The organism is Nocardioides bizhenqiangii, from assembly GCF_034661235.1.
GTDB lineage: Bacteria > Actinomycetota > Actinomycetes > Propionibacteriales > Nocardioidaceae > Nocardioides > Nocardioides bizhenqiangii.
In genome coordinates, this window is record NZ_CP141059.1 from 3531928 (window position 1) to 3555643 (window position 23716).

The following is a 23716-nucleotide window of genomic DNA, read 5'->3' on the forward strand; positions in this document are numbered from 1 at the left end:
TCCAGCGATGCCGGTGTGTCGGCCGGTTTCCGATCAGGTGTGCGCCGGCGACCAGAGCACGGCGACGCAGACGTTGGCGATGGCCAGCACGAGGAGCCCGGCCCAGAGTCCCTTGGGGATCGACTCCTTGCGGGTGTTGGCCATGATCAGCACGAGCAGCACCAGACCGATGCCGAACTTCACGGCGATCTTGGCGTGGTTGACGTCGCCGTCGTCGGCCTCGAGCACGCCGACCAGCGCGAGGCCGGCGAGGAACGCCGTACCGACGCCGTCGCGCATGGCGCCGTTGACCTTCTTCTCCTGCTCCCCCGCCTGCGCGAGCAGGCCGCCGATCAACGCAGCGAAGCCGACGATGTGGATCACCAGCAGGACCAGGCGGAGCGTCTCCATGCGTGCACTCTAGAAGGTGCCGGGCGGGACCTAGCGGCCGGTCGCGGTGAAGTGCTGGTAGTCCTTCAACGACGACCACGACCCGCCCCACGACCAGCCGATCCGCGCGAACTCCCGCACCGCCAGCGAGCCCGGCTGGATCATGCCGGGGCGGTGCCAGGAGCGGTCGAGGTACGCCGACGCCAGCTCGGGCAGGACCACATCGCCCTTCTGGTAGGGGTTGTGGAACGGGTTGACGTCGATGGCCAGCCCGTAGGCGTGCGCCGACCAGCCGCTGCCCCCGGTCGTGGCCCGGCAGACCAGGGCGGCGGTGTTGTTGCCGTCGCCGGTCGGGTGCGCGTCGAGGTCGGCGGTCGACGGCAGCCGCATCTCCTCGATCGGGAAATCGGCGTCGAAGAGCGCCGCGAACACCGAGACGACGTCCTCGGCCTCGCCGGCCGCGACGACCAGCTCTCCGGTGTGGGCGAGCCCGTCGAACCCCCGGAACGACAGGGTCAGGTAGCGAAGGTCGTCGAGCCCGGCCGGGCAAGCGGGTGACCAGGTCCTCCCCATCCGCTGCCGGATCGCGGTTGTCACGGGCCCGATCGTCGAGTGGAACCGGCCGTCCTCCGGCGGTGCCAGCAGGTCCCGCGTCGGGAGGCGCCGCTCGATGAGCTCCGGCGGGGTCGGACCCATCTCGCCGAGACCGTCGGGCCGGAGCGGGAGGGGGTGGGCGCCGAGGTCCCAGTCGGAGTACGACGCCGCTGGGCCGACCGGCCGGCGGGTGGGGTCGCTCTGCGGTTGCTTGTCCGGTCGGTGCTCCAGCTGCGCGTCGACAGAGGGCGGCGGGAGTCCGCGGTCGTCGGGATCGTCGCCGGCACCGCACGCGGTCATCGTCAGGGCGAGGGCCAGCGCGACGGCGCCCGCCCCCACCCTCCGGGCGGCCACGCTCAGAGCAGCCTCCGGTCCGAGGCCCACTTGGTCAGCTCGTGGCGCGACGACAGCTGCAGCTTCCGCAGCACCGCCGACATGTGGGTCTCGACGGTCTTGATCGAGATGAAGAGCTCCTTGGCGACCTCCTTGTAGGAGTAGCCGCGGGCGATCAGCCGCATCACCTCGCGCTCGCGCTCGGTGAGCCGGTCGAGGTCCTCGTCGATGTCGGCGACCTCGATCGAGCCGGCGAACGCGTCGAGGACGAAGCCGGCGAGTCGCGGTGAGAACACCGCGTCGCCGTCGGCGACCCGCTGGATCGCGCTGACCAGCTCGGGGCCGGTGATGGTCTTGGTGACGTAGCCGCGCGCACCGCCGCGGATGGTGCCGATGACGTCCTCGGCCGCGTCGCTGACGGACAGGGCGAGGAAGCGCGGCGCGGTGTCGACCGGCTGGGTGGCGAGCTTGCGGATCACCTCGACCCCGCCGCCCCCGGGCAGGTGCACGTCGAGGAGCACCACGTCGGGACGGGTCGCCAGGATGGTGGCGACCGCCGTGTCGACGTCCTCGCCCTCGCCGACGATCTCGACGACGCCGGCGCCGGTGGCCTCGAGCTCGGCGGTCACGCCGCGCCGGAACATGGCGTGGTCGTCGACCACCACGACCTTGACCGTCATGTCATTCCCCCTCGTGTTCGCGTCCGAGGTGCAGCCGCACCTCGGTGCCCTCGCCCGGCGCCGACCGGATCTCCGCGGTGCCGCCGTGGCGGTGCATGCGATCGATGATGCTGCGTCGTACGCCGAGCCGGTCCTCCGGGGTCGCGTCCGGGTCGAACCCGGCGCCGCGGTCTCGCACGAAGACGTCGACCGCTGCCGGAGTGATCTCGGCGTAGATGTCGACCCGCGGCACGCCCGCGTGCTTGGCCGCGTTGGTCGTCGCCTCGCGCGCCGCCGCCACGATCGGCCGCATCGACTCGTCGAGGTCGCAGTCACCCACGGCGACGACGTCGACCGTGAGGTTCCAGGCGTCCTCGACCTCACCAGCCATCGCCCGCAGCCCGCTCGCGACGGTGCGCTCGTCGATGGACTCCGTCGAAAACAGCCAGGCCCGTAGGTCGCGCTCCTGAGCGCGGGCGAGCCGCGCGGCGTCCGGTGGGTTCTTCTGGATCAGGGCGAGGGTCTGGAGGACCGAGTCGTGCAGGTGGGCCGCGACGTCCGCCCGCTCCTGGGTGCGGACCCGCTCCTCCCGCTCGTCGCTGAGCTCGGCGGCGAGGCGGTAGATCCAGGGCCCGACCACGATCGCGAGGCCGACGAGCACCAGCAGCACCGCCAGGGTCACGTCGCGGGCGAGCGACAGCGAGCCACCGCGCAGGCTGAACAGCAGGATCGCGACGATGATGAGCCCGACACCGGCAGCGAGCCGGGCGTACGACGCCCAGCCTCCGTCGCCGAGCACGATCCGCACCGGGTCGATCCGGCCCCGCGCATCCACCCAGCGCTCGCGCTGCGCCTCGTCGGCCTGTCGCCAGAGCAGGGCCACGCCGACGATCGCGATGGCCAGCGGCCAGATCCAGCCACCGGCACCGAGCACGCCCTGGAGCACGAAGACCGCGCCGATCGCCAGGGCACCGAGCACGATCACCGGGCCGACGTCGAACAGGCGGCGGGCGGGACCGGGACGGCGGCCGCCGCGCGTTGCGCTCGCGAGGCCCGGCGCGAGCGCTCCGGTCGGCGGGCCGGCGGGCAGCATCGCCCAGAGGATCGCGTACCCCGCGATGCCGACGCCGCCGAGGACCGCGGCCACCACGAAGCCGACCCGCACGATCAGCGGGCTGAGGCCGAGGTGCTGGGCGAGCCCCGCCGCGACACCGCCGAGCACCGGCTCGCGCAGGTCGCGGTAGGCGCGCCGGACGTCCCGCCGGGACTCAGTCCCCGCGGCGTCCAACGCGCCCACCGATCCCGTCATGATGCATCAATGGTCACACAGCGGAGTCGTCTGGAGCAGCGGGAACAACCCTGACCTCACCCCGAGAACTCCGAGCCTGCGGTACGACAAGATCAGGGCACTCCCCGATGGTGCGCGAGCGCCTCACAGCCCAGTCTGGATGACATGACGAGCACACCTCCCGAGGCGCCGACCGGCTCGACCGAGCCGCCGCAGCCCGGGCCGACCGAGCCCTCCGGCCCCCGCGTGACCCGCGAGGAGGCCAAGGACCTCGGACGCATCCGCCGCAGCCTCACCGACCGCAAGATCGCCGGCGTCGCCGGCGGCGTCGCCCGCCACTTCGACATCGACCCGCTGCTGGTGCGGGTCGGCTTCGTGCTGCTGGCGTTCTTCGGCGGCGGCGGCATCCTGGCGTACGCCGCCGGCTGGCTGCTGATCCCCGAGGAGGGCAGCGACGAGGGTGTGATCAAGACCGACCACCGCACCCGCACCGTCCTCCTCGCCGTCGTCGGGGCCATCGCCGCGCTCTCGCTGCTCGGCGACTCGTTCGGCGGGTGGGAGTTCCCCTGGCCGCTGGCGATCATCGGCCTGGTCGTCGCGGCGATCGCGGCCGCGACCCGGCCGAAGCCCCACCCCGGCCCGCTTCCCAGCCACGGCTGGATCCCCCCGGGCACGCCCGGCGCGGTGCCGGGCGCGCAGACGGGCTACGGCCCGTCGTACACCGGCTACCAGCCGGGTCCCAAGCCGCAACCCGTCGAGCCGCGGCGCCGCGGGCCGCTGTTGTTCGGTTTCGCGATGGCTCTGGCTCTGGTCGCCCTTATCGGCGTCGCCACCGCCGACCTGGCCGGCTGGGACGCACCGGTCTCGGCGTATCCGGCCGCCGTCCTCGGCACGTGCGGCGTGATGCTGCTCGTCGGCGCGTTCTACGGCCGCGCCGGAGGCATCACCTTCGTCGGGTTGATCGCCGCGCTGGCAACGCTGGTCGCGACCGTCGTCGGCGACGTGTCCGGCCAGTTCGCCGGCCAGATCGACGCGAAGCCAACGTCCGCCGCGGCCGTGGACGACCGCTACGAGCTGACCATCGGCGAGGTCACCCTCGACCTCACCGAGGTCGAAGACCTCGAGGCGCTCGACGGACGCACGATCGAGGCGGACGCACGGATCGGACACATCGTGGTCGTGGTGCCCGCTGACGGCCTCGACGTCGTCGTCGAGAGCGATATCCGGGGCGCAGGCGAGAGCGTGATCTTCGGCGACCGTACCGACGGCTCCGCCGAGGGCGACCTCGATGGAGGCACCGACGACGAGCCCCAGGTCACCCTCGACCTGGACGTGCTGCTCGGGCAGATCGAGGTCGAGACGAAGGAGGTGGCGTGATGACCGAGCAGGAGATCCCCGTGGAGGAGCGCTCCACAACTGCCGAGCCGGCCACCGGGTGGCACCCGGTCAACGTCGGTCACCTGGTGATGGGCACCGCGTTCGTCGGGCTGTTCGTGGTGTGGGCGCTGGTCGACATGGATGCGGTCGACCTTGCCGACACCGGCTGGCTGCTGCCGCTCCCCTGGCTGGTGGCCGGCGTGGTCGGCCTGGTCGCCACCGTGCTCCGCAACGTCGGCCGGCGACCCGGCAAGATGTCCGGGTGGATCTGATCTCGCTCCCCGGCCTGAACTCCCTCCCCGCCACCGACCATCCCGAGCTGCTCGCCCCACGGGTCGCCACCGCGCTGGCCGACTGGGCCGCAGCGGCCGGGGTGGCGGTCGTCGAGATCGATCCGGACCTCGCCGACACGGCGGCCATGAGCGCGGCGTACGACCTGCCGCTGAGCGCCGGCGTCAATTGCGTGCTGGTGGCCGGCAAGCGGGAGGGTGAGGAGCGGATCGCCGCCTGCCTGGTCCGCGCCGACACCCGCGCCGACGTCAACCACACCGTCAAGCGGCTGATCGACGTGCGCAAGCCGTCGTTCCTGCCGATGGAGCGGGCGGTCGCCGAGTCCCAGATGGAGTACGGCGGCATCACGCCCGTCGGACTTCCGGACAGCTGGCGGCTGCTGCTCGACACCCGGGTCCTCGACGTCGACGTGGCCGTGATCGGCTCGGGCGTCCGCCGCTCGAAGCTGCTGCTCCCGGGGCGACTGCTCGGCGAGCTGCCGGGCGCCGAGGTGGTCGAGGGACTGGCCGGCTGATGCGCCGCCTGCTCGCGACGGCTGTCGCCGTGCTCCTCCTGGCAGGGTGCAGCGAGTCGGGCAACGAGCCGGAGGCAGGGGCGGGCTCGCCCACGACGCCGAGCACGACCACGACGTCGAGCGAGCCCGCTGAGACCGGCCCGGTCGTGAGGTGCCCGCGCGGCACCCAGGAGATCGACCCGGCGCTGCCGGACCAGGTGCCGGAGGGCGCGACGTCGGTCCGGCTGTGCGACGGCGGCGCCGACAAGGTGACGCCACCGGTGGACGCGCTGACGAGTGATGTGGAGTCGGTGGTCACCGCGGTCAACGAGCAGCCCTTGGAGAGGAGGGGTTGCGTCGAGCTGCGGATCCCCGAGTACCAGCTGGCCTTCGGCTATCCGGAAGGCACGCGGTTCGTCGTCGCCGGGAGGTTCACTGCGTGCGCCGAGCTCCTCGTCGGCAGCGCGCGGCGCGCCAAGGCGGGTCCGCCGCTGCGGACGTTCGTCGCGAGTCTCGGTGCACAACGGGCGACGGCCACCCCGCCAGAGCCGATGGACCCCGCAGCGCTCGACTGTGCCCAGCCTCGCGAGCTGTGGACGTGGCCGCTCGCAGACCCGAGGGAGCTGGCGGTCGCCGCGCTCTGCGTCGGTGATCCGCAGCACCCGGGGCGGGCCCGCATGGTGCCGATCCCGCCCGACGACCTGGAGACCCTGACCGCCAGCATGGCCACGGACACGGTCGAGACCAGCGGCATGTTCTGCTCGGCCGCTCGGCCACGCTACTGGATCGTCGGCGCCAACGCCTGGGGCGACCCGGTGACGATGGACTACGGCTGCATCGGGCTGACCCTCTCAGGGGAGCTCGACTGGACACCCCGCGGGCCGGCGCGGGAGATCCTCCGAGATCGGCTTGAAACTGGCCGCTGACCTGGGCTTTTACCTGCGTCACGGCGACCTACAATGGAGATGTGACGAGTCATGCAGCGTCACCTGAGCCCGAGGGGCTCGATGCGCTGTTCGAGAGCTCTCCCGACCTCGACGTCCACACGTCGGCCGCCGCGGAGACCGGGTTCCTGCTCGGGCTCGTCGCGATCACCGCGGCGCCCTTCTCGGTGATGCACTCCGTCGCGCTGGGGTCCGGTCTGCTCGGCACCGTTCTCGCGTTCCGCGGAGTCGTGGCGACGAGCAGCGCGAACGTCGCCGGCCGAGCGTTGGCGCCCTTCGGCCTGGCCCTGGCCGGCGTCGCGCTGCTCCTGGTCTCCGTCCGCTACCTCGGCATCGACACCGCCTTCGGCGACGAGCTGCTGCCGACTCTTCGGGGATGGCTCGAGGATCTCAACTCGCGTGTCAACCGGCCCTGAACGACCGCGGGCCAGGCGCGGCCGCCCGGAGCATGACAACCTTCTGGGCACCCTCGCCGCTTCTGGTGGTGAGAGGAGCGGCATGGACGGGAGCATGGTGAGCGAACAGGCAGCAGCGCCGACCGAGACGGACGGCGCCTCGTTCGAGGCGTTCGTGGCCGCCCGCGGCGACGCGCTGTGGCGGTCCGCGTGGTTGCTGACCAGCGACCGCCAGCTCGCCGAGGACCTCGTGCAGACCGCGCTCGCCAAGAGCTGGCGCGCCTGGTCCCGGGTGGGCCCGGACAGCTTCGAGGCCTACGTGCGGCGGGTGCTGTTCACGACGTACGTCTCCTGGTGGCGCCGCAAGTGGCGCGGAGAACGCCCCACCGCCGACCTTCCGGAGACGTCCACCCCCACGGTCGACACGGACGCCCGCAACGACCTGGTGGCGGCGCTCGCCACGCTGCCGCGTGGGCAGAAGGCGGTCGTGGTGCTGCGCTACTTCGAGGACCTCACCGAGCAGCAGACCGCCGACGTGCTCGGCATCAGCACGGGCACCGTCAAGAGCCAGTGCTCACGCGCGCTCACGTCCCTGCGCTCCTCTCCCCACCTGCAGCAAGAGGACGGCACCGATGGAGGGCAACCATGACTGACGAGCAGTGGCTGCGCGAGGGGCTCGCGGACGCCGTACCCCCGCCGCCCACCAACCCCGATCGCGCCCGGGCCGCCGAGCGGCTCGCGCGCCGGCGACGCCGTACGACGGCGCTGGCGGTCGTGGGTACCGCCGGCGCGGTGGCCGCCGCTGCCGTGCTCACCGCGATGCTGGCGTCCGGAGGCGACGACCCCCAGCGTGACGACGACGTGGCCGACGACCCGGCTGCCGTCGTCGAGTGCCCGCCGATCAAGGTCCGCGACGGAGTCGCGGAAGGGTCGGCCGTCGACCAACCCGACCCGGACGCCCCGGATGCCGTGCCCGAGGGCGCGACGTCGGCGAGGCTCTGCCAGGGACCCGGCACCACCTTCCGCGCCCCTGACGAGCCGCTCGTCGACCAAGCCGACGTCGCCGATCTCGTGCAGACGATCAACGCACTCGAAGAGGCTCCCGAGCCCCAGATGTGCACGATGGACCTCGGCCCCGGCTTCCGGATCGCGTTCGGCTACGACGACGGGTCCACGTTCGTGGTGACCGGCCAGCTGTACGGCTGCCGGACGCTCGTCGTCGGCAGCGGCTACCGCGCGGACCCCGAGGCCGCGCAGCGGGCGTACCTCGACCTGCTCGCGGCCAGCGGCTCGAGCTGATCCGCCGGGCGGGACTCGCGTAACGCGCGACCGTCTCGTCAGTGCGGCTCGCCCAGTCCGGTGATCCGCAGTCCGGAGTGCACCTTGTACTTCCGGTTGATCGAGATGAGGACGGCGGTGAACGGCTCGAGCTGACGCGCCAGCCGCAGCTTGCCGCCGTCGATCCCGACCCGGCCGGTCACCGACGCGGCGAGCGCCATCGCGACCTGCTTGGCCCCGACCACGTCGCCGACCACGATCACGTCCTCGTCGAGGAAGCCCGGCTCCTCCCAGAGGCCGACGGCGGAGACGTTGTGGAACGCGCCGACCACGGTGGCCTCGGGGGCCAGCTCCTGGGCGGACTCGGCCGCCGACCCCTCGCCGCCGTTGATGACCCGGCCGTGCGCGCCGCGCTTGTCGAACGCGAGCGGGTTGACGCAGGAGATCACGGTCTTGCCGGCCAGCGGAAGCGAAGCGACCAGCTCGTCGTGCCCGTCGTACGGCACCGCCAGGAGTACGACGTCGCACTGCGCCACGGCGTCCGCGTTGCTCGCGCCACTGACGGAGCCGACCGGGCCGGCGCCCGTCGTACCGCCGAGGTGGTCGCGGACCTCGGCCGCGATGCCCTCGGCCTTCTCCGCGGCGCGCGACCCGAGCACGACGTCGTGGCCGCCCCGGGCGAAGCGGTAGCCGAGCCCCTTGCCCTGCGGTCCCGTGCCGCCGATCACTGCCACGCGGTACTTCTCTTCTGACGTCACCTGTACTCCTCGACCTCGTCACAGAAACTCGACACCGTGACAGTAATGCTGTCACAGTTGCCACCGACCGCCACCCGCACCCGAAGGAACCCGATGAAGCTCTCCAGCTCGTTGATGTACGCCGGCAACCCGCGTGAGGCCGCCGACCAGGTGACCGCTCTCGAGCAGGCCGGTCTCGACACCATCTGGGTCGCTGAAGCCTACGGCTTCGACTCCCCGACGCTGATGGGCTACCTGGCTGCGAGGACCGAGACCATCGAGATCGGGTCCGCGATCCTGAACATCTACTCGCGGACACCGGGCGCGCTGCTGCAGACGGCTGCCGGCCTCGACAACGTCAGCGGCGGGCGCGCGATCCTCGGCCTCGGCGCCTCCGGGCCGCAGGTGATCGAGGGGTTCCACGGCGTCCCCTACGCCAGCCCGCTGGGTCGCACCCGCGAGATCGTCGACCTGATCCGGCGCGGCCTGCGCCGCGAGAAGCTCACCAACGACGGCATCTTCAAGCTGCCGCTGAGCAAGGAGGACGGTGCCGTCACCGGCCTCGGCAAGCCGCTCAAGCTGCTCACCTACCCGGAGCGCGACAGCGTACCGATCTACATCGCCGCGCTCGGGCAGAAGTCGGTCCGTGGCGCCGCCGAGTACGCCGACGGCTGGCTGCCGTTCCTCTACTACCCCGAGCGCGCCAAGGCCGTCTGGGGCGAGGCGGTGGCCGACGGCACCGCGAAGCGACCCGACGACCTGGCGCCGCTCGAGGTGGTCGCGGGCGGCATGTGCGCGATCGGCGAGGGGCCCGAGACGAAGGCGCTGCTCGACTTCGCCCGGCCGCTGATCGCCCTCTACGTCGGCGGCATGGGTGCGCGCGGCAAGAACTTCTACAACGACCTGTTCTGCGACTACGGCTTCGAGAAGGAGGCCAAGGAGATCCAGGACCTCTACCTCGACGGCAAGAAGCAGGAGGCGGAGGCGCTGGTCCCGATGGAGTTCCTCGAGGCGATGAACCTCGTCGGCCCCGAGTCCTACGTCAAGGAGCGGATCGCGGCCTACCGGGAGTCGGGCGTCACGAACCTCCAGATCACCCCGGCGACCGAGGACGCCCCTGCCCTGGTGCGCAGGATGAAAGAGCTCATCGCGGAATAGATCCCTGGGCGCGAGTTGTCACAAAGCAGGCCGGCGGGGTGTCCTGATGGTGTCCCGCCGGGGCGATTTCGCCGTACCTCCGATGAATCCCTGACCTTCTCGGGGTCGGATCCGGCGAAACCCTGATGCCGATGTCCGTGGCTCCTGGAAGGCTCTCCCCATGCACCGTCAGATAGCCGGCAAGCTCACCGGCCCCGTCACCAAGTGGATCGTGCTTGTCGTTGCGCTCGTGGCCGCGGTGGGCATGAGCACCCTCAACGCCAAGCTGATCGACGTCCAGGACAACGAGGCGTCCTCCTGGCTCCCCGCCGACGCCGAGTCGACGAAAGTGCTCGACGAGCTCTCCGGGACCGTCGACCCCAACGACATCCCCACTCTCGTCGTCTACCACCGCGACGGCGGCCTCAACGAGGACGACCTCGCCGCGATGGACGAGCAGGCCGCCGAGATCGCCGAGACCGAGGGCGTCACCGACCGGGGCGTGCTCTCGCCCACCGCCGCGGAGCAGGCGGGCTCACCGCAGCCCCTGCTCTCCGAGGACGGCGAGGTCGGCTACCTCTACTTCACCTGGAACTTCGGGGACGAGGGCTGGAACGCCGTCCCCGACGCTGCTGACGAGGTCCGCGACATTGCGTCGATCGACGGCGTGACCGTGCACCTGGCCGGCTACGGCGGCCAGGCCGCCGACGCTTCCGAGGCGTTCGAAGGCATCGACAGCAACCTGATCATGATCACGTTCCTCGTCATCATCGTGATCCTGCTGTTCACCTACCGCAGTCCCATCCTCTGGCTGCTGCCCATCATCAGCGCCGCTGTCGCCTACATGATCTCTGGCGGCGTGGTCTATCTCCTCGCGAAGTACGCCGACCTGACTGTCAACGGACAGAGCCAGGCCATCCTCGGCATCCTGGTGATCGCCGCCGGCACCGACTACGCCCTGCTCCTCGTGGCCCGCTACCGCGAAGAGCTGCGCAGGCACGAGGACCGGCACGAGGCGATGGCGTTCGCGCTGCACCGGGCGGCACCCGCGATCGTCGCCAGCGCGGCGACGGTCGTCGTCGGCATGCTCTGCCTTGCCTTCGCCGACCTCAACTCGACGGCCGGCATGGGTCCCGTCCTCGCGGTCGGTATCGCCGTCACGCTGCTGACCATGATCACCCTGCTCCCGGCGTTGCTGGTGATCGTCGGCCGCTGGGTGTTCTGGCCGAAGCGTCCGACCTTCGGCACCGACGAGCCCACCCGCTCCGGACTGTGGGCGAAGGTCGGCAACGCGATCCGCCCGCGCCCCCGGCTGGTCTGGACGGTCACCGCCGGCCTGCTGCTGGTCGCCTGCCTCGGCCTGTTCAAGCTCGACACGGCCGGGCTGTCGACCGAGGACACCTACACCAAGGAGTTCGACTCGATCAAGGGTCAGAAGCTGCTCGAGGAGCACGACCTCGCCGACAACTCCAACACCGTGCAGGTGGTGGCCAACGACGAGCAGATCGACGCGGTGCGCGAAGCCGTGGGCGGTGTCGACGGACTCGGCGATCCCGGGCAGCCGGCGCCGGTCGGCGACGGTCGTTCGTACTTCGAGGCGACGATCGACGCGGACATCTCGTCGACGGCCGCGTTCGACATCGTCGAGGCGACCCGGGACGCGGCACACGACATCGACGGCGCGGACGCGCTCGTCGGCGGCGGCTCAGCGTTCTACCTCGACACCAAGATCGCGGCCGAGCGCGACAACAAGGTGATCATCCCGATCGTCCTGATCGCGGTCTTCCTCATCCTGATGGTGCTGCTGCGGGCCGTGCTCGCGCCGGTGCTGCTGATCGCAACCGTGGTGCTGTCGTTCGGCGCGGCGCTCGGCATCTCCGCGCTGCTGTTCGAGTACGTCTTCGGCTTCGCAGGGTCCGATCCAGGGTTCCCGTTGTTCGCGTTCGTGTTCCTGGTGGCACTCGGCATCGACTACAACATCTTCCTGATGACCCGGGTCCGCGAGGAGACGGTCGAGAGCGGCACCCGGCAGGGTTCACTGATCGCGCTGTCCTCGACCGGAGGCGTGATCACGTCGGCCGGCCTCGTGCTCGCGGCCACGTTCCTGGTCCTCGGATCGATCCCGCTGGTGTTCCTCGCCGAGCTCGGGGTGGCGGTCGCGCTCGGGGTGCTGCTCGACACGATGATCGTCCGCTCGGTCCTGGTGACGGCGCTCAACCTCGACCTCGGCGGCAAGATCTGGTGGCCGAGCAAGCTCGACGCGGAAGACCGGCCGCTGCCCGAGCCCGGGACAGAGCCGGAGCGGGAGAAGGTCCCCGCACTCGATTAACTGCGCGAGCGCGTCTCCGGCGCGTCGTGGAGGCAGCAAGCTGCCGGGCAGCGCGCCTCCCGCCGCGCTGCCGCGCTGGATCGGTCCGGCGGGGTGCCTGGATGGCGCCCCGCCGGGCCGTCGTGGTCGTACCCCGATGAATCCCTGACGTTCTCGGGGTCAGACCCGGCGAAACCCTGATGACGATGTCCGTGCCCCCTGGAAGGCTGTCCCCCATGCACCGTCAGATCGCCGGCAAGCTCACCGGCCCCATCACCAAGTGGATAGTTCTCGTCGCGGTCCTCGTGATCGCGGGCGGCCTCGGCTCCCTCGCCGGAAAGCTCATAGACGTCCAGAACAACGAGACCCAGTCCTGGCTACCCGAGAGCGCCGAATCGACAAAGGCGTTCGACAAGCTGGACGCGTTCCAGGACGAGTACGACGTCGGCACCACCGTCGTCTACTACCGCGACGGCGGCCTGACCGAGGCCGACCTGTCCGCGATCGAGGAGCAGGCTGCCGAGATCGAGGCGATCGACTCCGACGCGATCACCAAGGTCCTCACCCCCGAACGCGCCGCGACCGCCGACGTACCCGCACCGTTCGTGTCCGAGGACGGCGAGGTCGCCAAGATCGAGTTCACGGTCAACTACGGCGACAAGCTCTGGGAGGAGCTGCCCAACCTCAAGGAAGACGTCGACGACATCACCGGGCTCGACGACGGCGGCGAGGTCTATCTCGCCGGCGCCGGCGGCCAGAACGCCGATGCGGCCACGATCTTCACGTCCTTCGACAGCAAGCTGCTCTTGGTCACGCTGCTCGCGGTCATCCTGATCCTGCTCGTCAGCTACCGCAGCCCGCTGCTCTGGCTGCTGCCGATCATCAGTGCGGTGGTGTCGCTCGGCGCGTCGATGGGCCTGCTCTACCTCCTCGCCAAGAACACCGACCTGACCGTCAACGGGCAGACCCAATTCATCATGACCGTGCTGGTGATCGGCGCCGGCACCGACTACGCGTTGCTGCTGATCGCCCGTTACCGCGAGGAGCTACGGCGCCATGAAGACCGGCACGAGGCGATGGCGTTCGCCCTGCATCGCGCGGCGCCCGCGATCCTGGCCAGCGCGGCCACGGTCGCCGTCGGCCTGCTATGCCTGATGTTCGCCGACCTCAACTCGACCGCCGGCCTGGGTCCGGCCAACGCCGTTGCCATCGTGGTGACCGTGCTGGTCATGGTCACGCTGCTGCCGGCGCTGCTGGTGATCTTCGGCCGCTGGATGTTCTGGCCGTTCGTCCCGCACTTCGGCTCCGCGGAGCCGACGGCGTCCGGGTTCTGGGCCAAGGTCGGCAACTCGATCAGTGGCCGGCCGCGGATGGTGTGGATCGGCACGGCCATCGCGCTCGCCGTGATGAGCCTGGGCTTCCTCCGGCTCGACACCGGTGGCATCCCGATCGACGAGCAGTACACGACCGACCAAGACTCCGTCACCGGCCAGGCGATCCTGGTCGACCACGGGATGGAGGACGCCAGCACTCCGATCCAGGTCGTCGCCAACACCGACCGAGCCGAGGACGTCGCCGCCGCCATGAGGGGCATCGACGGCATCGCCGAACCGGTCATCGTCGGGAGCAAGGACGGCACGACCCTCATCGCCGCCAACGTTCTCAGCGACCCCTACTCCGAGGACGCGTTCGACGCGGTCGAGGATGTGCGGGACGCGGTGCACGGCGTCGCCGGTGCGGACGCCCTGACGACCGGCCTCAGCGCCGTGACGGTCGACATCATGGAAGCGTCCGACCGTGACAACAAGGTGATCATCCCGATCGTCCTGGTGGCCGTGCTGCTCATCTTGTTCGTGCTGCTCCGAGCGGTGGCGTCCCCACTGCTGCTCATCGGCACGGTGATCCTGTCGTTCGCCGCCGCGCTGGGTCTCTCCGGACTCGTGTTCGACTTCATCTACGGTCACGAGAACACCGATCCGGGCTTCCCACTCTGGGCGTTCGTGTTCCTCGTCGCCCTGGGCATCGACTACAACATCTTCCTGATGACCCGGGTCCGCGAGGAGACGATCAACCACGGCACGCGCAGGGGCTCCCTGATCGCCCTGTCGTCGACTGGCGGCGTGATCACCTCGGCCGGCCTCGTGCTGGCGGCGACGTTCGCGATGCTCGCGACGATGCCGCTGACCTTCACGCTGCAGCTCGGGACGACCATCGCGCTCGGAGTGCTCCTCGACACGATGATCGTCCGCTCGGTCCTGGTGACGGCGCTCAACCTCGACCTCGGCGGCAAGATCTGGTGGCCGAGCAAGCTCGACACCGAGGACCTGCCGCTGCCCGAGCCCGGGGCAGAGCCGGAGCGCCAGAAGGAACCGGCGCTGGACTGAGCCCAACAACGGACCACCGTCAGGCTAGAACATGTTCTAGTTCTGACGGTGGTCCGTTAGGCTCTCATCACGATGTCGGACGTCCCCACCCCCCAGCAGATCCGCCGTGCACTTGCGCGCGCCGAGCGCGGCGCGGCGCTCGATCTGGACGAGGCGACCGCCCTCCTGGCCGCCACCGGAGCGGACCTCGAGCGGCTCACCGCCGCGGCCGCCAAGGTGCGCGACGCCGGGCTGGTCGCGGCTGGCCGGCCCGGCGTCCTGACCTACTCCCCGAAGGTCTTCATCCCGGTCACCCGGCTGTGTCGCGACAAGTGCCACTACTGCACCTTCGTGGAGACGCCGAAGCAGGCCGCGCGCGCGGGCCGCGCCCCGTACCTCTCTCCCGACGAGATCCTCGACATCGCCCGCGAGGGCGCAGCGCTCGGCTGCCTGGAAGCGCTGTTCACCCTCGGCGACCGGCCGGAGGACAGGTGGCCCGAGGCTCGCGAGTGGCTCGACGAGCAGGGCTACGACTCGACGCTCGCCTACATCCGCGCGATGGCCGTCCGGGTGCTCGAGGAGACCGGCCTGCTGCCGCACCTCAACCCCGGCGTCATGTCGTGGGAGGAGCTCAACCGGCTCAAGCCGGTCTCGCCCTCGATGGGGATGATGCTCGAGACCACGTCCCGACGTTTGTTCGAGACGAAGGGCGAGGCGCACCACGGATCCCCCGACAAGGACCCCGACGTCCGGCTGCGGGTGCTCGACGACGCCGGCCGGCTGTCGGTGCCGTTCACGACCGGCCTGCTCGTCGGCATCGGCGAGACGTTGGCCGAACGGGCGGAGACGATCTTCGCGCTGCGGCGTACGGCGCGCGCCTTCGGCGCGATCCAAGAGGTGATCGTCCAGAACTTCCGTGCCAAGCCCGACACCGCGATGCGCCACGTCGACGACCTCGGCCTCGACGACTACCGCGCCGCGATCGCCGTCACCCGCCTGGTCCTCGGCCCCAAGGCGAGGGTGCAGGCCCCGCCCAACCTGGTCGACCTCACCGAGTGCCGACTCCTGCTGGCGGCGGGCATCGACGACTGGGGCGGCGTCTCGCCGCTGACCCCCGACCACGTCAACCCCGAGCGCCCGTGGCCCTCCCTCGACCGGCTCCGCGAGCTCACCAGCGAGTGCGGGTTCGAGCTCAAGGCTCGGCTCACCGTGCATCCGGAGTACGTCGTCGGCTCGCTCCGGCGCGGTGAGCCCTGGCTCGACCCCCGGGTCGCCGGCCACGTCGCCGCCCTCGCCGGGCCGGATGGTCTCGCCATCCCCGGTGTGAAGCCCACCGGTCTCCCGTGGCAGGAGCCCGACGGCGGCCTGGAGTCCGCCGGTAGGACCGACCTCTTCGAAGCGGTCGACACCGAGGGCCGCACGGACGACCGCCGCGGCGACTTCTCCACCGTCTACGGCGACTGGGACGAGGTCAGAGCCGCAGCCGTCGCCACGTCCGCCGAGCCTGTCGAGGCGCCTCGACAGGCTCGGCGGACGGCGACCGGCGTGGGCAGCGCGGCGCTGCGCGCGGCCGAGAAGGACCCCGGCAACCTGTCCGACGAGCACGCGCTGACCCTGATGACCGCGGAGGGTGAGCTGCTCCGCGAAGTGGTCAGGCTGGCCGACGACCTGCGGCGGGAGACGGTCGGCGACGAGGTCACCTACGTCGTCAACCGCAACATCAACTTCACCAACGTCTGCTACGTCGGGTGCCGGTTCTGCGCGTTCGCCCAGCGCCGCACAGACGCAGACGCCTACTCACTGTCGTACGACGAGGTGGCCGACCGGGCCCAGGAGGCGTGGGACCTCGGTGCGACCGAAGTGTGCATGCAGGGCGGCATCGACCCGGAGCTGCCCGCGACGGCGTACTTCGACCTGGTCCATGCGGTCAAGCAGCGCGTGCCCGAGATGCACGTCCACGCCTTCTCCCCGATGGAGGTCGTCAACGGCACCGCCCGCACCGGACTGTCCGTCGAGGACTTCCTGATCAAGGCCCGCGAGGCCGGCCTCGGCTCGCTGCCCGGCACGGCCGCCGAGATCCTCGACGACGAGGTGCGGTGGGTGCTCACCAAGGGCAAGCTCCCGACCCGCACCTGGATCGAGATCGTCAGCACCGCGCACCGGCTCGGCATCCCCACGACGTCGACGATGATGTACGGCCACGTCGACAACCCCCGCCACTGGGTCGCCCACCTCCGCGTCCTCTCCCGCGTGCAAGACCTGGCTCACGAGAACGGCACAGGCGGGTTCACCGAGTTCGTCCCGCTGCCGTTCGTCCACACGTCCTCGCCGATCTACCTCGCCGGTGTCGCCCGGCCCGGACCGACGCTGCGCGACAACCTCGCGGCGCACGCCATGGCCCGGATCCTCCTGCACGGCCGGATCTCCAACATCCAGACCAGCTGGGTCAAGCTCGGCGTCGAGGGCACCCGCGCGATGCTCCGGGCCGGCGCCAACGACCTCGGGGGCACCCTGATGGAGGAGACCATCTCGCGGATGGCCGGCTCGGAGCACGGCTCCGCCAAGACGGTCGCCGAGCTCACGGAGATCGGCGCCGGCATCGGCCGGCCGGTCCGCGAACGGACGACGACGTACGGCGTCCCGCTGCCGCGTTAGCCCCGTTGTCCCAGAGCCTGCTCGAGCTCCCCGAGCAGCGGATCGCGCAGCCCGGCGCAGTCGTGCGCCCACCAGACGTCGCGGTAGATCAGCCGGCCGGTCATCCACGGCTCGTGCGCGTCGAGGAGCGCGACCTGGAACGCCGGCTCGGGGGTACGGCGCGTCGGCGCCTCGAAGCCGTGCCCGCTGGCCCGGGCGAAGCCGCGCGGGCCGTAGTAGCGCGGGTCGCCCTCGAGGAAGACCGCAGGTGCGCCGAGCGAGCGCGCCTCGTCGAGGGCCGCGGCGAGCAGCGTCGTACCGATGCCGCTGCCCTGACGGTCCGGCGACACGCTGAGCGGGCTCAGGACCAGCACGTCGACCAGGCGCCGGCGGGCGTCGAGCCAGCCGTGGCTGAGACCGACGTGCCCGACCAGAGCAGCACCGTCGACAGCCACCAGGCTGGCCCGGTCCAGGCCGTCCCCGACGACGTCGCGCCAGACTGCCGCGACCTTGGTGCCTTCCTCGTCGAAGGCGGCGGTGATGACGTCGTCGACGGCAGCGGAGTCGTCGGTGGTTGCGGCTCGGATCAGCACGGATCCAACCTGCCAGGGATCAGCCAGTGCCGGCCACGGGGTTTCCGTGACCGGCACCGGCTTCTCCCCCTAGGGCACGTCTCCTTATCCGGCGGCGTCGCGAGCGGCCCTAGCCTCTGCCGCTGCTGGAGCGAGCCCGACGCGCGACGGAGTCGATGGCCACAGCGAGCAGGAGCACCCCTCCGGTCACGATGAAGCGAATGTCCGAGTCGACGTTCATCAGGTTGAGCCCGGACTCGATCGCCTGCAGCACCAGGATGCCGAGCAATGCGGCGTAAGCGGACCCACGACCTCCGAAGAGGCTGGTGCCACCGATCACCGCGGCCGCGATGGCGGTCAGGTTGGTGTCGCCGGTGCCGCTGGTCTGCGAGACCGAGGTCAGCTGCGCAGCGGCGAGGATGCCGCCCAGAGCGGCGAACGTCGAGCAGAGCACGAACGCCGAGCAGTAGACCAGACCGACCTTGATGCCCGAGCGCCGAGCGGCCTCCTCGTTGCCGCCCACCGCGAACAGGTGCCGGCCCCACCGCGTGCGGCGGAGCAGGAAGTCCATGAGCACCACGAGGCCCGCGAACAGCACGAACAGGTAGCCCCAGCCGCGCGCGATGCCGAGGTAGTAGGTCAGCCAGCCGAGGCCGCCCCCGAGTGCGACCGTCTTCAGCAGCACGCCGAGGAGGTTCGGTGGGGTCAGGCCCGCCGCCCGGCGCTGCCGGATCGCCCACAGCCGCGACCCGAGGTAGCCGAGGGTCAGCAGGGCGACCAAGGTGTAGGCCTGACCGTCGGAGAGGAACTTCCCACGGGTGAACTCGGCGAGGCCGGAGTCGCGCGGCACGTTGATGCTGCCGTCGGAGAGGACCCAGAGCAGAGCACCCTCGAACGCCAGCAGGCCGGCGAGCGAGAACACGAAGCTCGGCACGCCGACCCAGACGAAGAGGGCGGCGTAGAACGCGCCGATCACGGCGCCCAGCAGGATCGCCGCACCCATCGCCAGCCAGATCGAACGACCCTGGTCGACGAACAGCACGGCCATGGTGGCGGCGGCGAACCCCGACACGGATCCCACGCTGAGGTCGATCTCGCCGAGCAGGAGCACGATCACGATGCCCAGCGCGATGATGCCGACCGGCGCCGCGTAGAGCATGGTCGAGACCAGGCTGCGGGAGGACAGGAAGGACGGCTCGTAGGCGTAGAAGACCGTGCAGATGATGATCAGGCCGAGGACGACCGGCATCATGCCGAGCTCGCCTCCCCGGATCCGCGACCACAGCTGGTGGACGTAGTCGGCGGGCGAGACCACCCGGATCAGACGCTCGTCGGCCGCGTCGACGGCGACGTTCGCTTCCGCGGCTGCGGTCGGATCGCTCTCGCGTACGTCGGTCACTCGGTTTCCTCCCCCGTGGGTGAACGCCGAGCAGCGCGCTGCGCGACGACGTTGTCGGACGCGCCGGTGATGGCGGCGACCAGCTGATCGGCAGTGACGTCCTCGGTGTGGAACTCCGCGGCGTTGCGGCCGAGCCGCAGCACCACGATCCGGTCCGAGACCGCCTGCACGTCGGCCATGTTGTGGCTGACCAGGATCACGGCCAGACCGTTCTCCCGGAGCCGCTCGACGAGGTTGAGGACCTCTGCCGTCTGCGCGACGCCGAGGGCGGCGGTCGGCTCGTCGAGCATGACGACCCGCGGCGCCCCGACCAGCGACCGGGCGATGGCGACGGTCTGCCGCTGGCCCCCGGAGAGCGACGCCACCGGGATCCGGACCGACGGGATCTTCGCCGACAGGGTGCGCAGCAGCCGCCACGCCTCCTTCTCCATCGTGACCTCGTTCATGAGCGTCCCGCGGTGGTGCTCCTTGCCCAGGAACAGGTTGGCGACGACGTCGAGGTTGTCGCACAGCGCGAGGTCCTGGAAGACCGTGGCGATGCCGAGGTGCTGCGCCGCGGACGGCGTCGTGATGGCTACCTGTTGGCCCCCGAGCTGGATGCTGCCGGAGTCGGGCTGGTAGACGCCGGCGATCGTCTTGACGAGCGTCGACTTCCCGGCGCCGTTGTCACCGACCAGCGCGACGACCTCACCGGCGTGCACGTCGAGCGATACGTCGGTGAGCGCCTGCACGGCGCCGAAGCGTTTGTTGATCCCGCCCAGGGACAGCACCAGCTCGGCGCTGTCCCTGGCCGCGATCTCGTACTGGGTCGCTGTCATTCGGAGATGCCGGCCGCCTCGCAGGCGTCCGCGTAGTCGTCGGTGCAGATGTCCGCCGACTCGTAGAACCCGTCCGCGATGACCGTGTCGTTGACGTTGTCGGCGGTCACGACCACCGGGTCGAAGATGTACGACGGAACGCCCTCGAAGTCGCTCTGCTCCACCCCGGTGTCGGTGGTGGTCGGGGCGTCCTCGCCGTCGGCGAGTGCGACCGCGACCTCGGCCGCGGTCTCGGCCTCGATCTTGATCGACTTGTAGATCGTCATCGCCTGCTCTCCGGCGAGGATCCGCTGGATGGCGGCGATCTCCGCGTCCTGGCCGGTGACCGGCGGGAGCGCGCCGGGGTCGACGCCGGCGCCCGTGAGCGCGGCGATGACACCGCCGGCCTGGCCGTCGTTGGCGGCGTAGACGCCCTGGATCTCCGACGGCTCGTACTTGTTGAGCTGGTCGGTGGTCCACTGCTGGGCGTTCTCGGGGCTCCAGTCGGGGTTGTCGTACTCCTCGAGGATGGTCACCCCGCTGCCGTCCAGGACGCTGTGCGCGCCGGCCTTGAACTGCGCGGCGTTGGGGTCGCTGGGCGCGCCGTTGAGCATGAGGATGTCGCCCTGGCCTCCCATCGCCTCGACCAGCGCCTCGGCCTGGAGCTGGCCGACGGTCTCGTTGTCGAAGGACATGTAGTAGTCGGCGTTCTCGATGAACCGGTCATAGGCGATCACCGGCACGTCCTGGTCGCGAGCCTCGTCGACCATGCCGGCGGCGGTCTCGAAGTTGACCGGGTCGAGCACGACCACGTCGGCGCCCTGGCCGAGCACGCTCGTGAGCTGCTCCGCCTGCTTGGACTCGTCCTGGTCGGCGTTCTGGTAGAGCACCTCGCAGTCGGGGCAGAGGTCCTCGACCTTGGCCTCGAACAGCGGCCGGTCGTGCTCCTCGTAGCGGGTGGTCGCCGTCTCGGGGAGCAGCAGGGCGATGGTGGCGCCGTCGCCGTCGCCGCCCTCGTCGGCTTCGTTGGCACCGCAGGCGGACAGGGCAAAGGCGCCGAGCATCACGGCAGCGCCGATCGCTGTGGCACGGTGGAACGTGGGTGTGGACATGAGACTCCTCGACGCAGGTTTGCGGAACGCGAACTAGGGTCGAGTGTCGACCGTCACGTTCTTGCCGTCAAGAGTTGAACACAAAAAGTGTCTTTACCGAACAATTGCCGTGCTAGTGATCTTCTCTTGACCACAACGGCCTTCAGCGTGCACAGTTCGGCCATGCCTTCCGCGCCCGGTGACTCCGCTCCGGGGTCGCCTGCGTCCCTGCGCACGGCCAACCAGCAGCGGGTGCTCGACGTCCTCCGGACGGCCGCCCCCGGCACCCACGATCCCGACGCGGGGGGACGGCCGGCGGCGTTCACCCAGGCCGAGCTGGCACGCGAGACCGGCCTCGCGCGCGCCACCATCTCCAACATCGTCCGCGAGCTCAGCGCCGCCGGGCTGGTCGACAGCGAGGCCGGGAGCGGGCGCCGCGGATCCGCGGTCAGCATCTCGCCCGCGGCCGGGGTCGTCGCCGGCGTCGACTTCGGCCACAGCCACCTCGCCGTCGCCATCGGCGACCTGACCGGCCACGTCCTCGCCGAGGAGCGTCGCAACCTGGCCACGGCACTCGAGCACGAGGAGGCGCTGGAGCTCGCCGCCGAGCTCATCGACAGCATGCGGCCCACCGGCAGCGCCCTGCGGCACATCGGCATGGGCCTTCCGGCCCCGGTGACGGACGACGTGATCCGCACGCCCGCGATCTTCCCGGGCTGGCGCGACGTCGACGCCGCCAGCGCCGCCGCCGAGGTCCTCGGCGCCCCAGTCGACGTCGAGAACGACGCCAACCTCGGCGCGCTCGCCGAGCACCGCTGCGGCGTCGGCCGCGGCCAGGACAGCTCGGTGTTCGTCAAGATCTCCTCCGGCGTCGGCGCCGGCATCATCATCAACAACAAGCTGTTCCACGGCTCGGGCGGCACCGCCGGCGAGATCGGCCACCTCACCCTCGACGAGCAGGGACCCATGTGCCGGTGCGGCAGCCGCGGCTGTCTCGAGGCCTACACGTCGGTCGGAGCGGTGACCGCGATGATCGCGAGCCAGTACCCGCACGCCAGCCTCGACGACATCGTCCGGGCCGCGGACGACGGCGACGTCTCCACCCGGCGGGCGCTCGAGGACGCCGGGCTCCACCTGGGCTGGGGCCTTGCCACGATCGTCAACCTGCTGAACCCGTCGGTGATCGTGGTCGGCGGTGACATGGCGCGGGCGGGTGAGCTGCTGCTCGAGCCGGCCCGGATCGGCCTTCGCCGCCATGCCCTCGACGCGGTCGCACAGACGCCGGTGCTCGCGAGCGCGCTCGGCGAACGGGCCAGCCTCGTGGGCGCCGTGCTCCTGGCCGCGGAGCGCACCGAGCTCCTCGTCGCCTGACACCTTTGGTCTCGAGGCTCGGCCGCGGGTGGCCGCGCACCTCAACCAGCGGCGGACCTGGGTCGCTCGCGCGCCCTGCGGCGCTGACGCCACGCCTTGAACCGGCGCCACCCGCTGCGGATCAGCCGGATCGCGAAGTACAGGACGACGAGACCGACCAGCAGCAGCACGCCCGCGATGGCCGCGGCGATGTAGGGGTGCTCGATCGCGAACCACACGAGGGCGAGCACGACGACGTCCTCCCCGATGCTGAGTGCGATGTTGCTGGCCGGCTCGGGACTGGTGTTGACCGCGAGCCGGCTGCCCGCCTTCACCGCGTGTGACGCGAGCGCGCTGGCTCCGCCCACGGATCCTCCGAGCAGACCGCTGATCTCGGTCGAGTCGCCGGCAAGCAGGACGCCGATCGTCCCGCCGACCAGGGGTCGGATCACCGTGGAGATCACGTCCCACGCGGAGTCGACGTACGGCACCTTGTCGGCGACGAACTCGAATGCGTACATCAGGGCGGCGACCGTGAGCACCTCCCACGACCCGAGCTCGTCGGGGATCTGCGCGAAGTCGGAGACCCGGTCGGCGATGCCGAGCACGAGCACGACCAGGTAGGCGTTGACGCCGCTGGCCCACCCGCTCGAGAAGGTCAGGGCAAGGGACTCCACGGCCGAAGGCTAGCCCGATCCGAGGCGCCGGATCAGCCCCTGCTGGCAAGCCGTCTGCCGGGCCTGGTCCCGGGTACCCATCCAGGATGACCAGCGACGACGTGACCCCCGACCCGCAACCCGAGACCGAGAGCTACGGCGAGTACAGCGTCGACGACGAGGACCAGCTGCAGCCTCAGGACACCCTCGCCGACCCCGACGTCGACGACGCCCTGGATCGCGGCTACTCCCCTCCCGAGAAGTACTCGGCGGCCCAGGGCTTCGGCAACACGCCTGCCGAGGAGGCGCAGGGAGAGACCCTCGAGATGCGGATCGCCCAGGAGGAGCCGGAGCCGGATCCCTACCTGGAAGCGGAGGAGCGCTCGGACGCCCTGGCCGGCGACGAGGACGACGACCACGAGGTCGGCGACGACCGCGCCGGCCGGCTCGTGGCGCCCGACGAGGGCGCGCACGAGGACACCGAGGCCGGCCTGGTCGGCACCGACGTCGGCATCGACGGCGCCGCAGCGAGCGCCGAGGAGGCAGCCGTCCACGTCATCCCCGACGACGAGGTGTAGGACCGGTCCCAGCGGCACCGGCCGGACGCCGAGGGTCTGCGATCCCGGCGCCCGGGTACCTCCTTCACCGGCG

The 23716-nt window shown here is 70.9% G+C and carries 23 protein-coding genes; 13 read left to right on the forward strand and 10 right to left on the reverse strand.

Annotated elements, in window-relative coordinates; genetic code table 11:
- Nucleotides 1-33: 33 nt before the first annotated feature.
- From SHK19_RS17140 to SHK19_RS17155, 4 genes are read right to left on the reverse strand one after another with little or no spacing between them, the layout of a single operon-like run.
- Nucleotides 34-390, reverse strand: coding sequence for a hypothetical protein (locus tag SHK19_RS17140; RefSeq protein ID WP_322936963.1), 357 nt, complete (start codon nt 388-390; stop codon nt 34-36).
- Nucleotides 391-420: 30 nt separating this feature from the next.
- Nucleotides 421-1317, reverse strand: a complete 897-nt coding sequence (locus tag SHK19_RS17145; protein WP_322936964.1) for a M15 family metallopeptidase — start codon at nt 1315-1317, stop codon at nt 421-423.
- Nucleotides 1318-1319: 2 nt separating this feature from the next.
- Complete coding sequence (locus tag SHK19_RS17150; protein ID WP_322456359.1) at nt 1320-1976, reverse strand: response regulator transcription factor; 657 nt, start codon at nt 1974-1976, stop codon at nt 1320-1322.
- Nucleotide 1977: 1 nt separating this feature from the next.
- Nucleotides 1978-3264: an ATP-binding protein gene (locus SHK19_RS17155; RefSeq protein ID WP_322456358.1), complete on the reverse strand. Its 1287-nt coding sequence runs from the start codon at nt 3262-3264 to the stop codon at nt 1978-1980.
- A gap of 144 nt (nt 3265-3408) precedes the next feature.
- Between SHK19_RS17155 and SHK19_RS17160 the strand changes: the two genes are divergently transcribed.
- From SHK19_RS17160 to SHK19_RS17190, 7 genes are all read left to right on the forward strand, one after another.
- Complete coding sequence (locus SHK19_RS17160) at nt 3409-4620, forward strand: PspC domain-containing protein (RefSeq protein WP_322936965.1); 1212 nt, start codon at nt 3409-3411, stop codon at nt 4618-4620.
- Complete coding sequence (locus SHK19_RS17165) at nt 4620-4892, forward strand: hypothetical protein (protein WP_322456356.1); 273 nt, start codon at nt 4620-4622, stop codon at nt 4890-4892. The genes SHK19_RS17160 and SHK19_RS17165 overlap by 1 nt, the downstream gene beginning before the upstream one ends.
- Nucleotides 4892-5425, forward strand: coding sequence for a YbaK/EbsC family protein (locus SHK19_RS17170; protein ID WP_405030510.1), 534 nt, complete (start codon nt 4892-4894; stop codon nt 5423-5425). The genes SHK19_RS17165 and SHK19_RS17170 overlap by 1 nt, the downstream gene beginning before the upstream one ends.
- Nucleotides 5425-6330: a lipoprotein gene (locus SHK19_RS17175; RefSeq protein ID WP_322936966.1), complete on the forward strand. Its 906-nt coding sequence runs from the start codon at nt 5425-5427 to the stop codon at nt 6328-6330. The genes SHK19_RS17170 and SHK19_RS17175 overlap by 1 nt, the downstream gene beginning before the upstream one ends.
- Before the next feature lie 41 nt (nt 6331-6371).
- The gene (locus tag SHK19_RS17180; RefSeq protein WP_322936967.1) at nt 6372-6764 is read left to right on the forward strand and encodes a hypothetical protein; all 393 of its coding nucleotides are present in this window, start codon (nt 6372-6374) and stop codon (nt 6762-6764) included.
- 82 nt (nt 6765-6846) lie between these two features.
- Entirely contained in the window at nt 6847-7392 is a 546-nt protein-coding gene (locus SHK19_RS17185; protein ID WP_322936968.1) for a SigE family RNA polymerase sigma factor, read from the forward strand.
- The gene (locus SHK19_RS17190) at nt 7389-8042 is read left to right on the forward strand and encodes a hypothetical protein (protein ID WP_322936969.1); all 654 of its coding nucleotides are present in this window, start codon (nt 7389-7391) and stop codon (nt 8040-8042) included. The genes SHK19_RS17185 and SHK19_RS17190 overlap by 4 nt, the downstream gene beginning before the upstream one ends.
- Before the next feature lie 38 nt (nt 8043-8080).
- On the opposite strand, the gene npdG is transcribed toward SHK19_RS17190, so the two are convergent.
- The gene (gene npdG / locus SHK19_RS17195; protein ID WP_322936970.1) at nt 8081-8779 is read right to left on the reverse strand and encodes an NADPH-dependent F420 reductase; all 699 of its coding nucleotides are present in this window, start codon (nt 8777-8779) and stop codon (nt 8081-8083) included.
- Between the two features lie 93 nt (nt 8780-8872).
- Here npdG and SHK19_RS17200 point away from each other — a divergent pair, with 93 nt between their 5' ends.
- The 4 genes from SHK19_RS17200 (at nt 8873) to SHK19_RS17215 (ending at nt 17221) form a co-directional block, all read left to right on the forward strand.
- Entirely contained in the window at nt 8873-9916 is a 1044-nt protein-coding gene (locus tag SHK19_RS17200) for an LLM class F420-dependent oxidoreductase (protein ID WP_322936971.1), read from the forward strand.
- Between the two features lie 160 nt (nt 9917-10076).
- Complete coding sequence (locus tag SHK19_RS17205; protein WP_322936972.1) at nt 10077-12224, forward strand: MMPL family transporter; 2148 nt, start codon at nt 10077-10079, stop codon at nt 12222-12224.
- Between the two features lie 215 nt (nt 12225-12439).
- Complete coding sequence (locus SHK19_RS17210; RefSeq protein ID WP_322456347.1) at nt 12440-14587, forward strand: MMPL family transporter; 2148 nt, start codon at nt 12440-12442, stop codon at nt 14585-14587.
- 72 nt (nt 14588-14659) lie between these two features.
- Nucleotides 14660-17221, forward strand: a complete 2562-nt coding sequence (locus tag SHK19_RS17215) for a bifunctional FO biosynthesis protein CofGH (RefSeq protein ID WP_322936973.1) — start codon at nt 14660-14662, stop codon at nt 17219-17221.
- Here the strand turns inward: SHK19_RS17215 and SHK19_RS17220 are convergent.
- From SHK19_RS17220 to SHK19_RS17235, 4 genes are all read right to left on the reverse strand, one after another.
- Entirely contained in the window at nt 17218-17793 is a 576-nt protein-coding gene (locus SHK19_RS17220; protein ID WP_322456345.1) for a GNAT family N-acetyltransferase, read from the reverse strand. The two genes, SHK19_RS17215 and SHK19_RS17220, sit on opposite strands and share 4 nt — an antisense overlap.
- Nucleotides 17794-17902: 109 nt before the next feature.
- Nucleotides 17903-19171: a sugar ABC transporter permease gene (locus tag SHK19_RS17225; protein WP_322456344.1), complete on the reverse strand. Its 1269-nt coding sequence runs from the start codon at nt 19169-19171 to the stop codon at nt 17903-17905.
- The gene (locus tag SHK19_RS17230; RefSeq protein WP_322936974.1) at nt 19168-19989 is read right to left on the reverse strand and encodes an ATP-binding cassette domain-containing protein; all 822 of its coding nucleotides are present in this window, start codon (nt 19987-19989) and stop codon (nt 19168-19170) included. Before SHK19_RS17230 ends, SHK19_RS17225 begins: the two co-directional genes overlap by 4 nt.
- Complete coding sequence (locus SHK19_RS17235) at nt 19986-21080, reverse strand: substrate-binding domain-containing protein (protein WP_322456342.1); 1095 nt, start codon at nt 21078-21080, stop codon at nt 19986-19988. The genes SHK19_RS17230 and SHK19_RS17235 overlap by 4 nt, the downstream gene beginning before the upstream one ends.
- A 162-nt stretch (nt 21081-21242) precedes the next feature.
- Between SHK19_RS17235 and SHK19_RS17240 the strand changes: the two genes are divergently transcribed.
- Entirely contained in the window at nt 21243-22430 is a 1188-nt protein-coding gene (locus SHK19_RS17240) for an ROK family transcriptional regulator (RefSeq protein WP_322456341.1), read from the forward strand.
- A 41-nt stretch (nt 22431-22471) separates the two neighbouring features.
- On the opposite strand, the gene SHK19_RS17245 is transcribed toward SHK19_RS17240, so the two are convergent.
- Nucleotides 22472-23086, reverse strand: a complete 615-nt coding sequence (locus tag SHK19_RS17245) for a DUF4126 domain-containing protein (RefSeq protein ID WP_322936975.1) — start codon at nt 23084-23086, stop codon at nt 22472-22474.
- 86 nt (nt 23087-23172) lie between these two features.
- Between SHK19_RS17245 and SHK19_RS17250 the strand changes: the two genes are divergently transcribed.
- The gene (locus SHK19_RS17250) at nt 23173-23643 is read left to right on the forward strand and encodes a DUF5709 domain-containing protein (protein ID WP_322456339.1); all 471 of its coding nucleotides are present in this window, start codon (nt 23173-23175) and stop codon (nt 23641-23643) included.
- Nucleotides 23644-23716 lie beyond the last annotated feature (73 nt).

What these genes read in the sequence shown, in the direction of transcription:
- SHK19_RS17165 (WP_322456356.1), top strand. Translation starts at nt 4,620, where the DNA reads ATGACCGAGCAGGAGATCCCCGTGGAGGAGCGCTCCACAACTGCCGAG.
- SHK19_RS17140 (WP_322936963.1), bottom strand. Translation starts at nt 390, where the DNA reads ATGGAGACGCTCCGCCTGGTCCTGCTGGTGATCCACATCGTCGGCTTC.
- SHK19_RS17215 (WP_322936973.1), top strand. Translation starts at nt 14,660, where the DNA reads ATGTCGGACGTCCCCACCCCCCAGCAGATCCGCCGTGCACTTGCGCGC.
- SHK19_RS17250 (WP_322456339.1), top strand. Translation starts at nt 23,173, where the DNA reads ATGACCAGCGACGACGTGACCCCCGACCCGCAACCCGAGACCGAGAGC.
- SHK19_RS17190 (WP_322936969.1), top strand. Translation starts at nt 7,389, where the DNA reads ATGACTGACGAGCAGTGGCTGCGCGAGGGGCTCGCGGACGCCGTACCC.
- SHK19_RS17160 (WP_322936965.1), top strand. Translation starts at nt 3,409, where the DNA reads ATGACGAGCACACCTCCCGAGGCGCCGACCGGCTCGACCGAGCCGCCG.
- SHK19_RS17235 (WP_322456342.1), bottom strand. Translation starts at nt 21,080, where the DNA reads ATGTCCACACCCACGTTCCACCGTGCCACAGCGATCGGCGCTGCCGTG.
- SHK19_RS17155 (WP_322456358.1), bottom strand. Translation starts at nt 3,264, where the DNA reads ATGACGGGATCGGTGGGCGCGTTGGACGCCGCGGGGACTGAGTCCCGG.
- SHK19_RS17150 (WP_322456359.1), bottom strand. Translation starts at nt 1,976, where the DNA reads ATGACGGTCAAGGTCGTGGTGGTCGACGACCACGCCATGTTCCGGCGC.
- SHK19_RS17240 (WP_322456341.1), top strand. Translation starts at nt 21,243, where the DNA reads ATGCCTTCCGCGCCCGGTGACTCCGCTCCGGGGTCGCCTGCGTCCCTG.
- SHK19_RS17175 (WP_322936966.1), top strand. Translation starts at nt 5,425, where the DNA reads ATGCGCCGCCTGCTCGCGACGGCTGTCGCCGTGCTCCTCCTGGCAGGG.
- SHK19_RS17205 (WP_322936972.1), top strand. Translation starts at nt 10,077, where the DNA reads ATGCACCGTCAGATAGCCGGCAAGCTCACCGGCCCCGTCACCAAGTGG.
- SHK19_RS17210 (WP_322456347.1), top strand. Translation starts at nt 12,440, where the DNA reads ATGCACCGTCAGATCGCCGGCAAGCTCACCGGCCCCATCACCAAGTGG.
- SHK19_RS17230 (WP_322936974.1), bottom strand. Translation starts at nt 19,989, where the DNA reads ATGACAGCGACCCAGTACGAGATCGCGGCCAGGGACAGCGCCGAGCTG.
- SHK19_RS17185 (WP_322936968.1), top strand. Translation starts at nt 6,847, where the DNA reads ATGGACGGGAGCATGGTGAGCGAACAGGCAGCAGCGCCGACCGAGACG.
- SHK19_RS17200 (WP_322936971.1), top strand. Translation starts at nt 8,873, where the DNA reads ATGAAGCTCTCCAGCTCGTTGATGTACGCCGGCAACCCGCGTGAGGCC.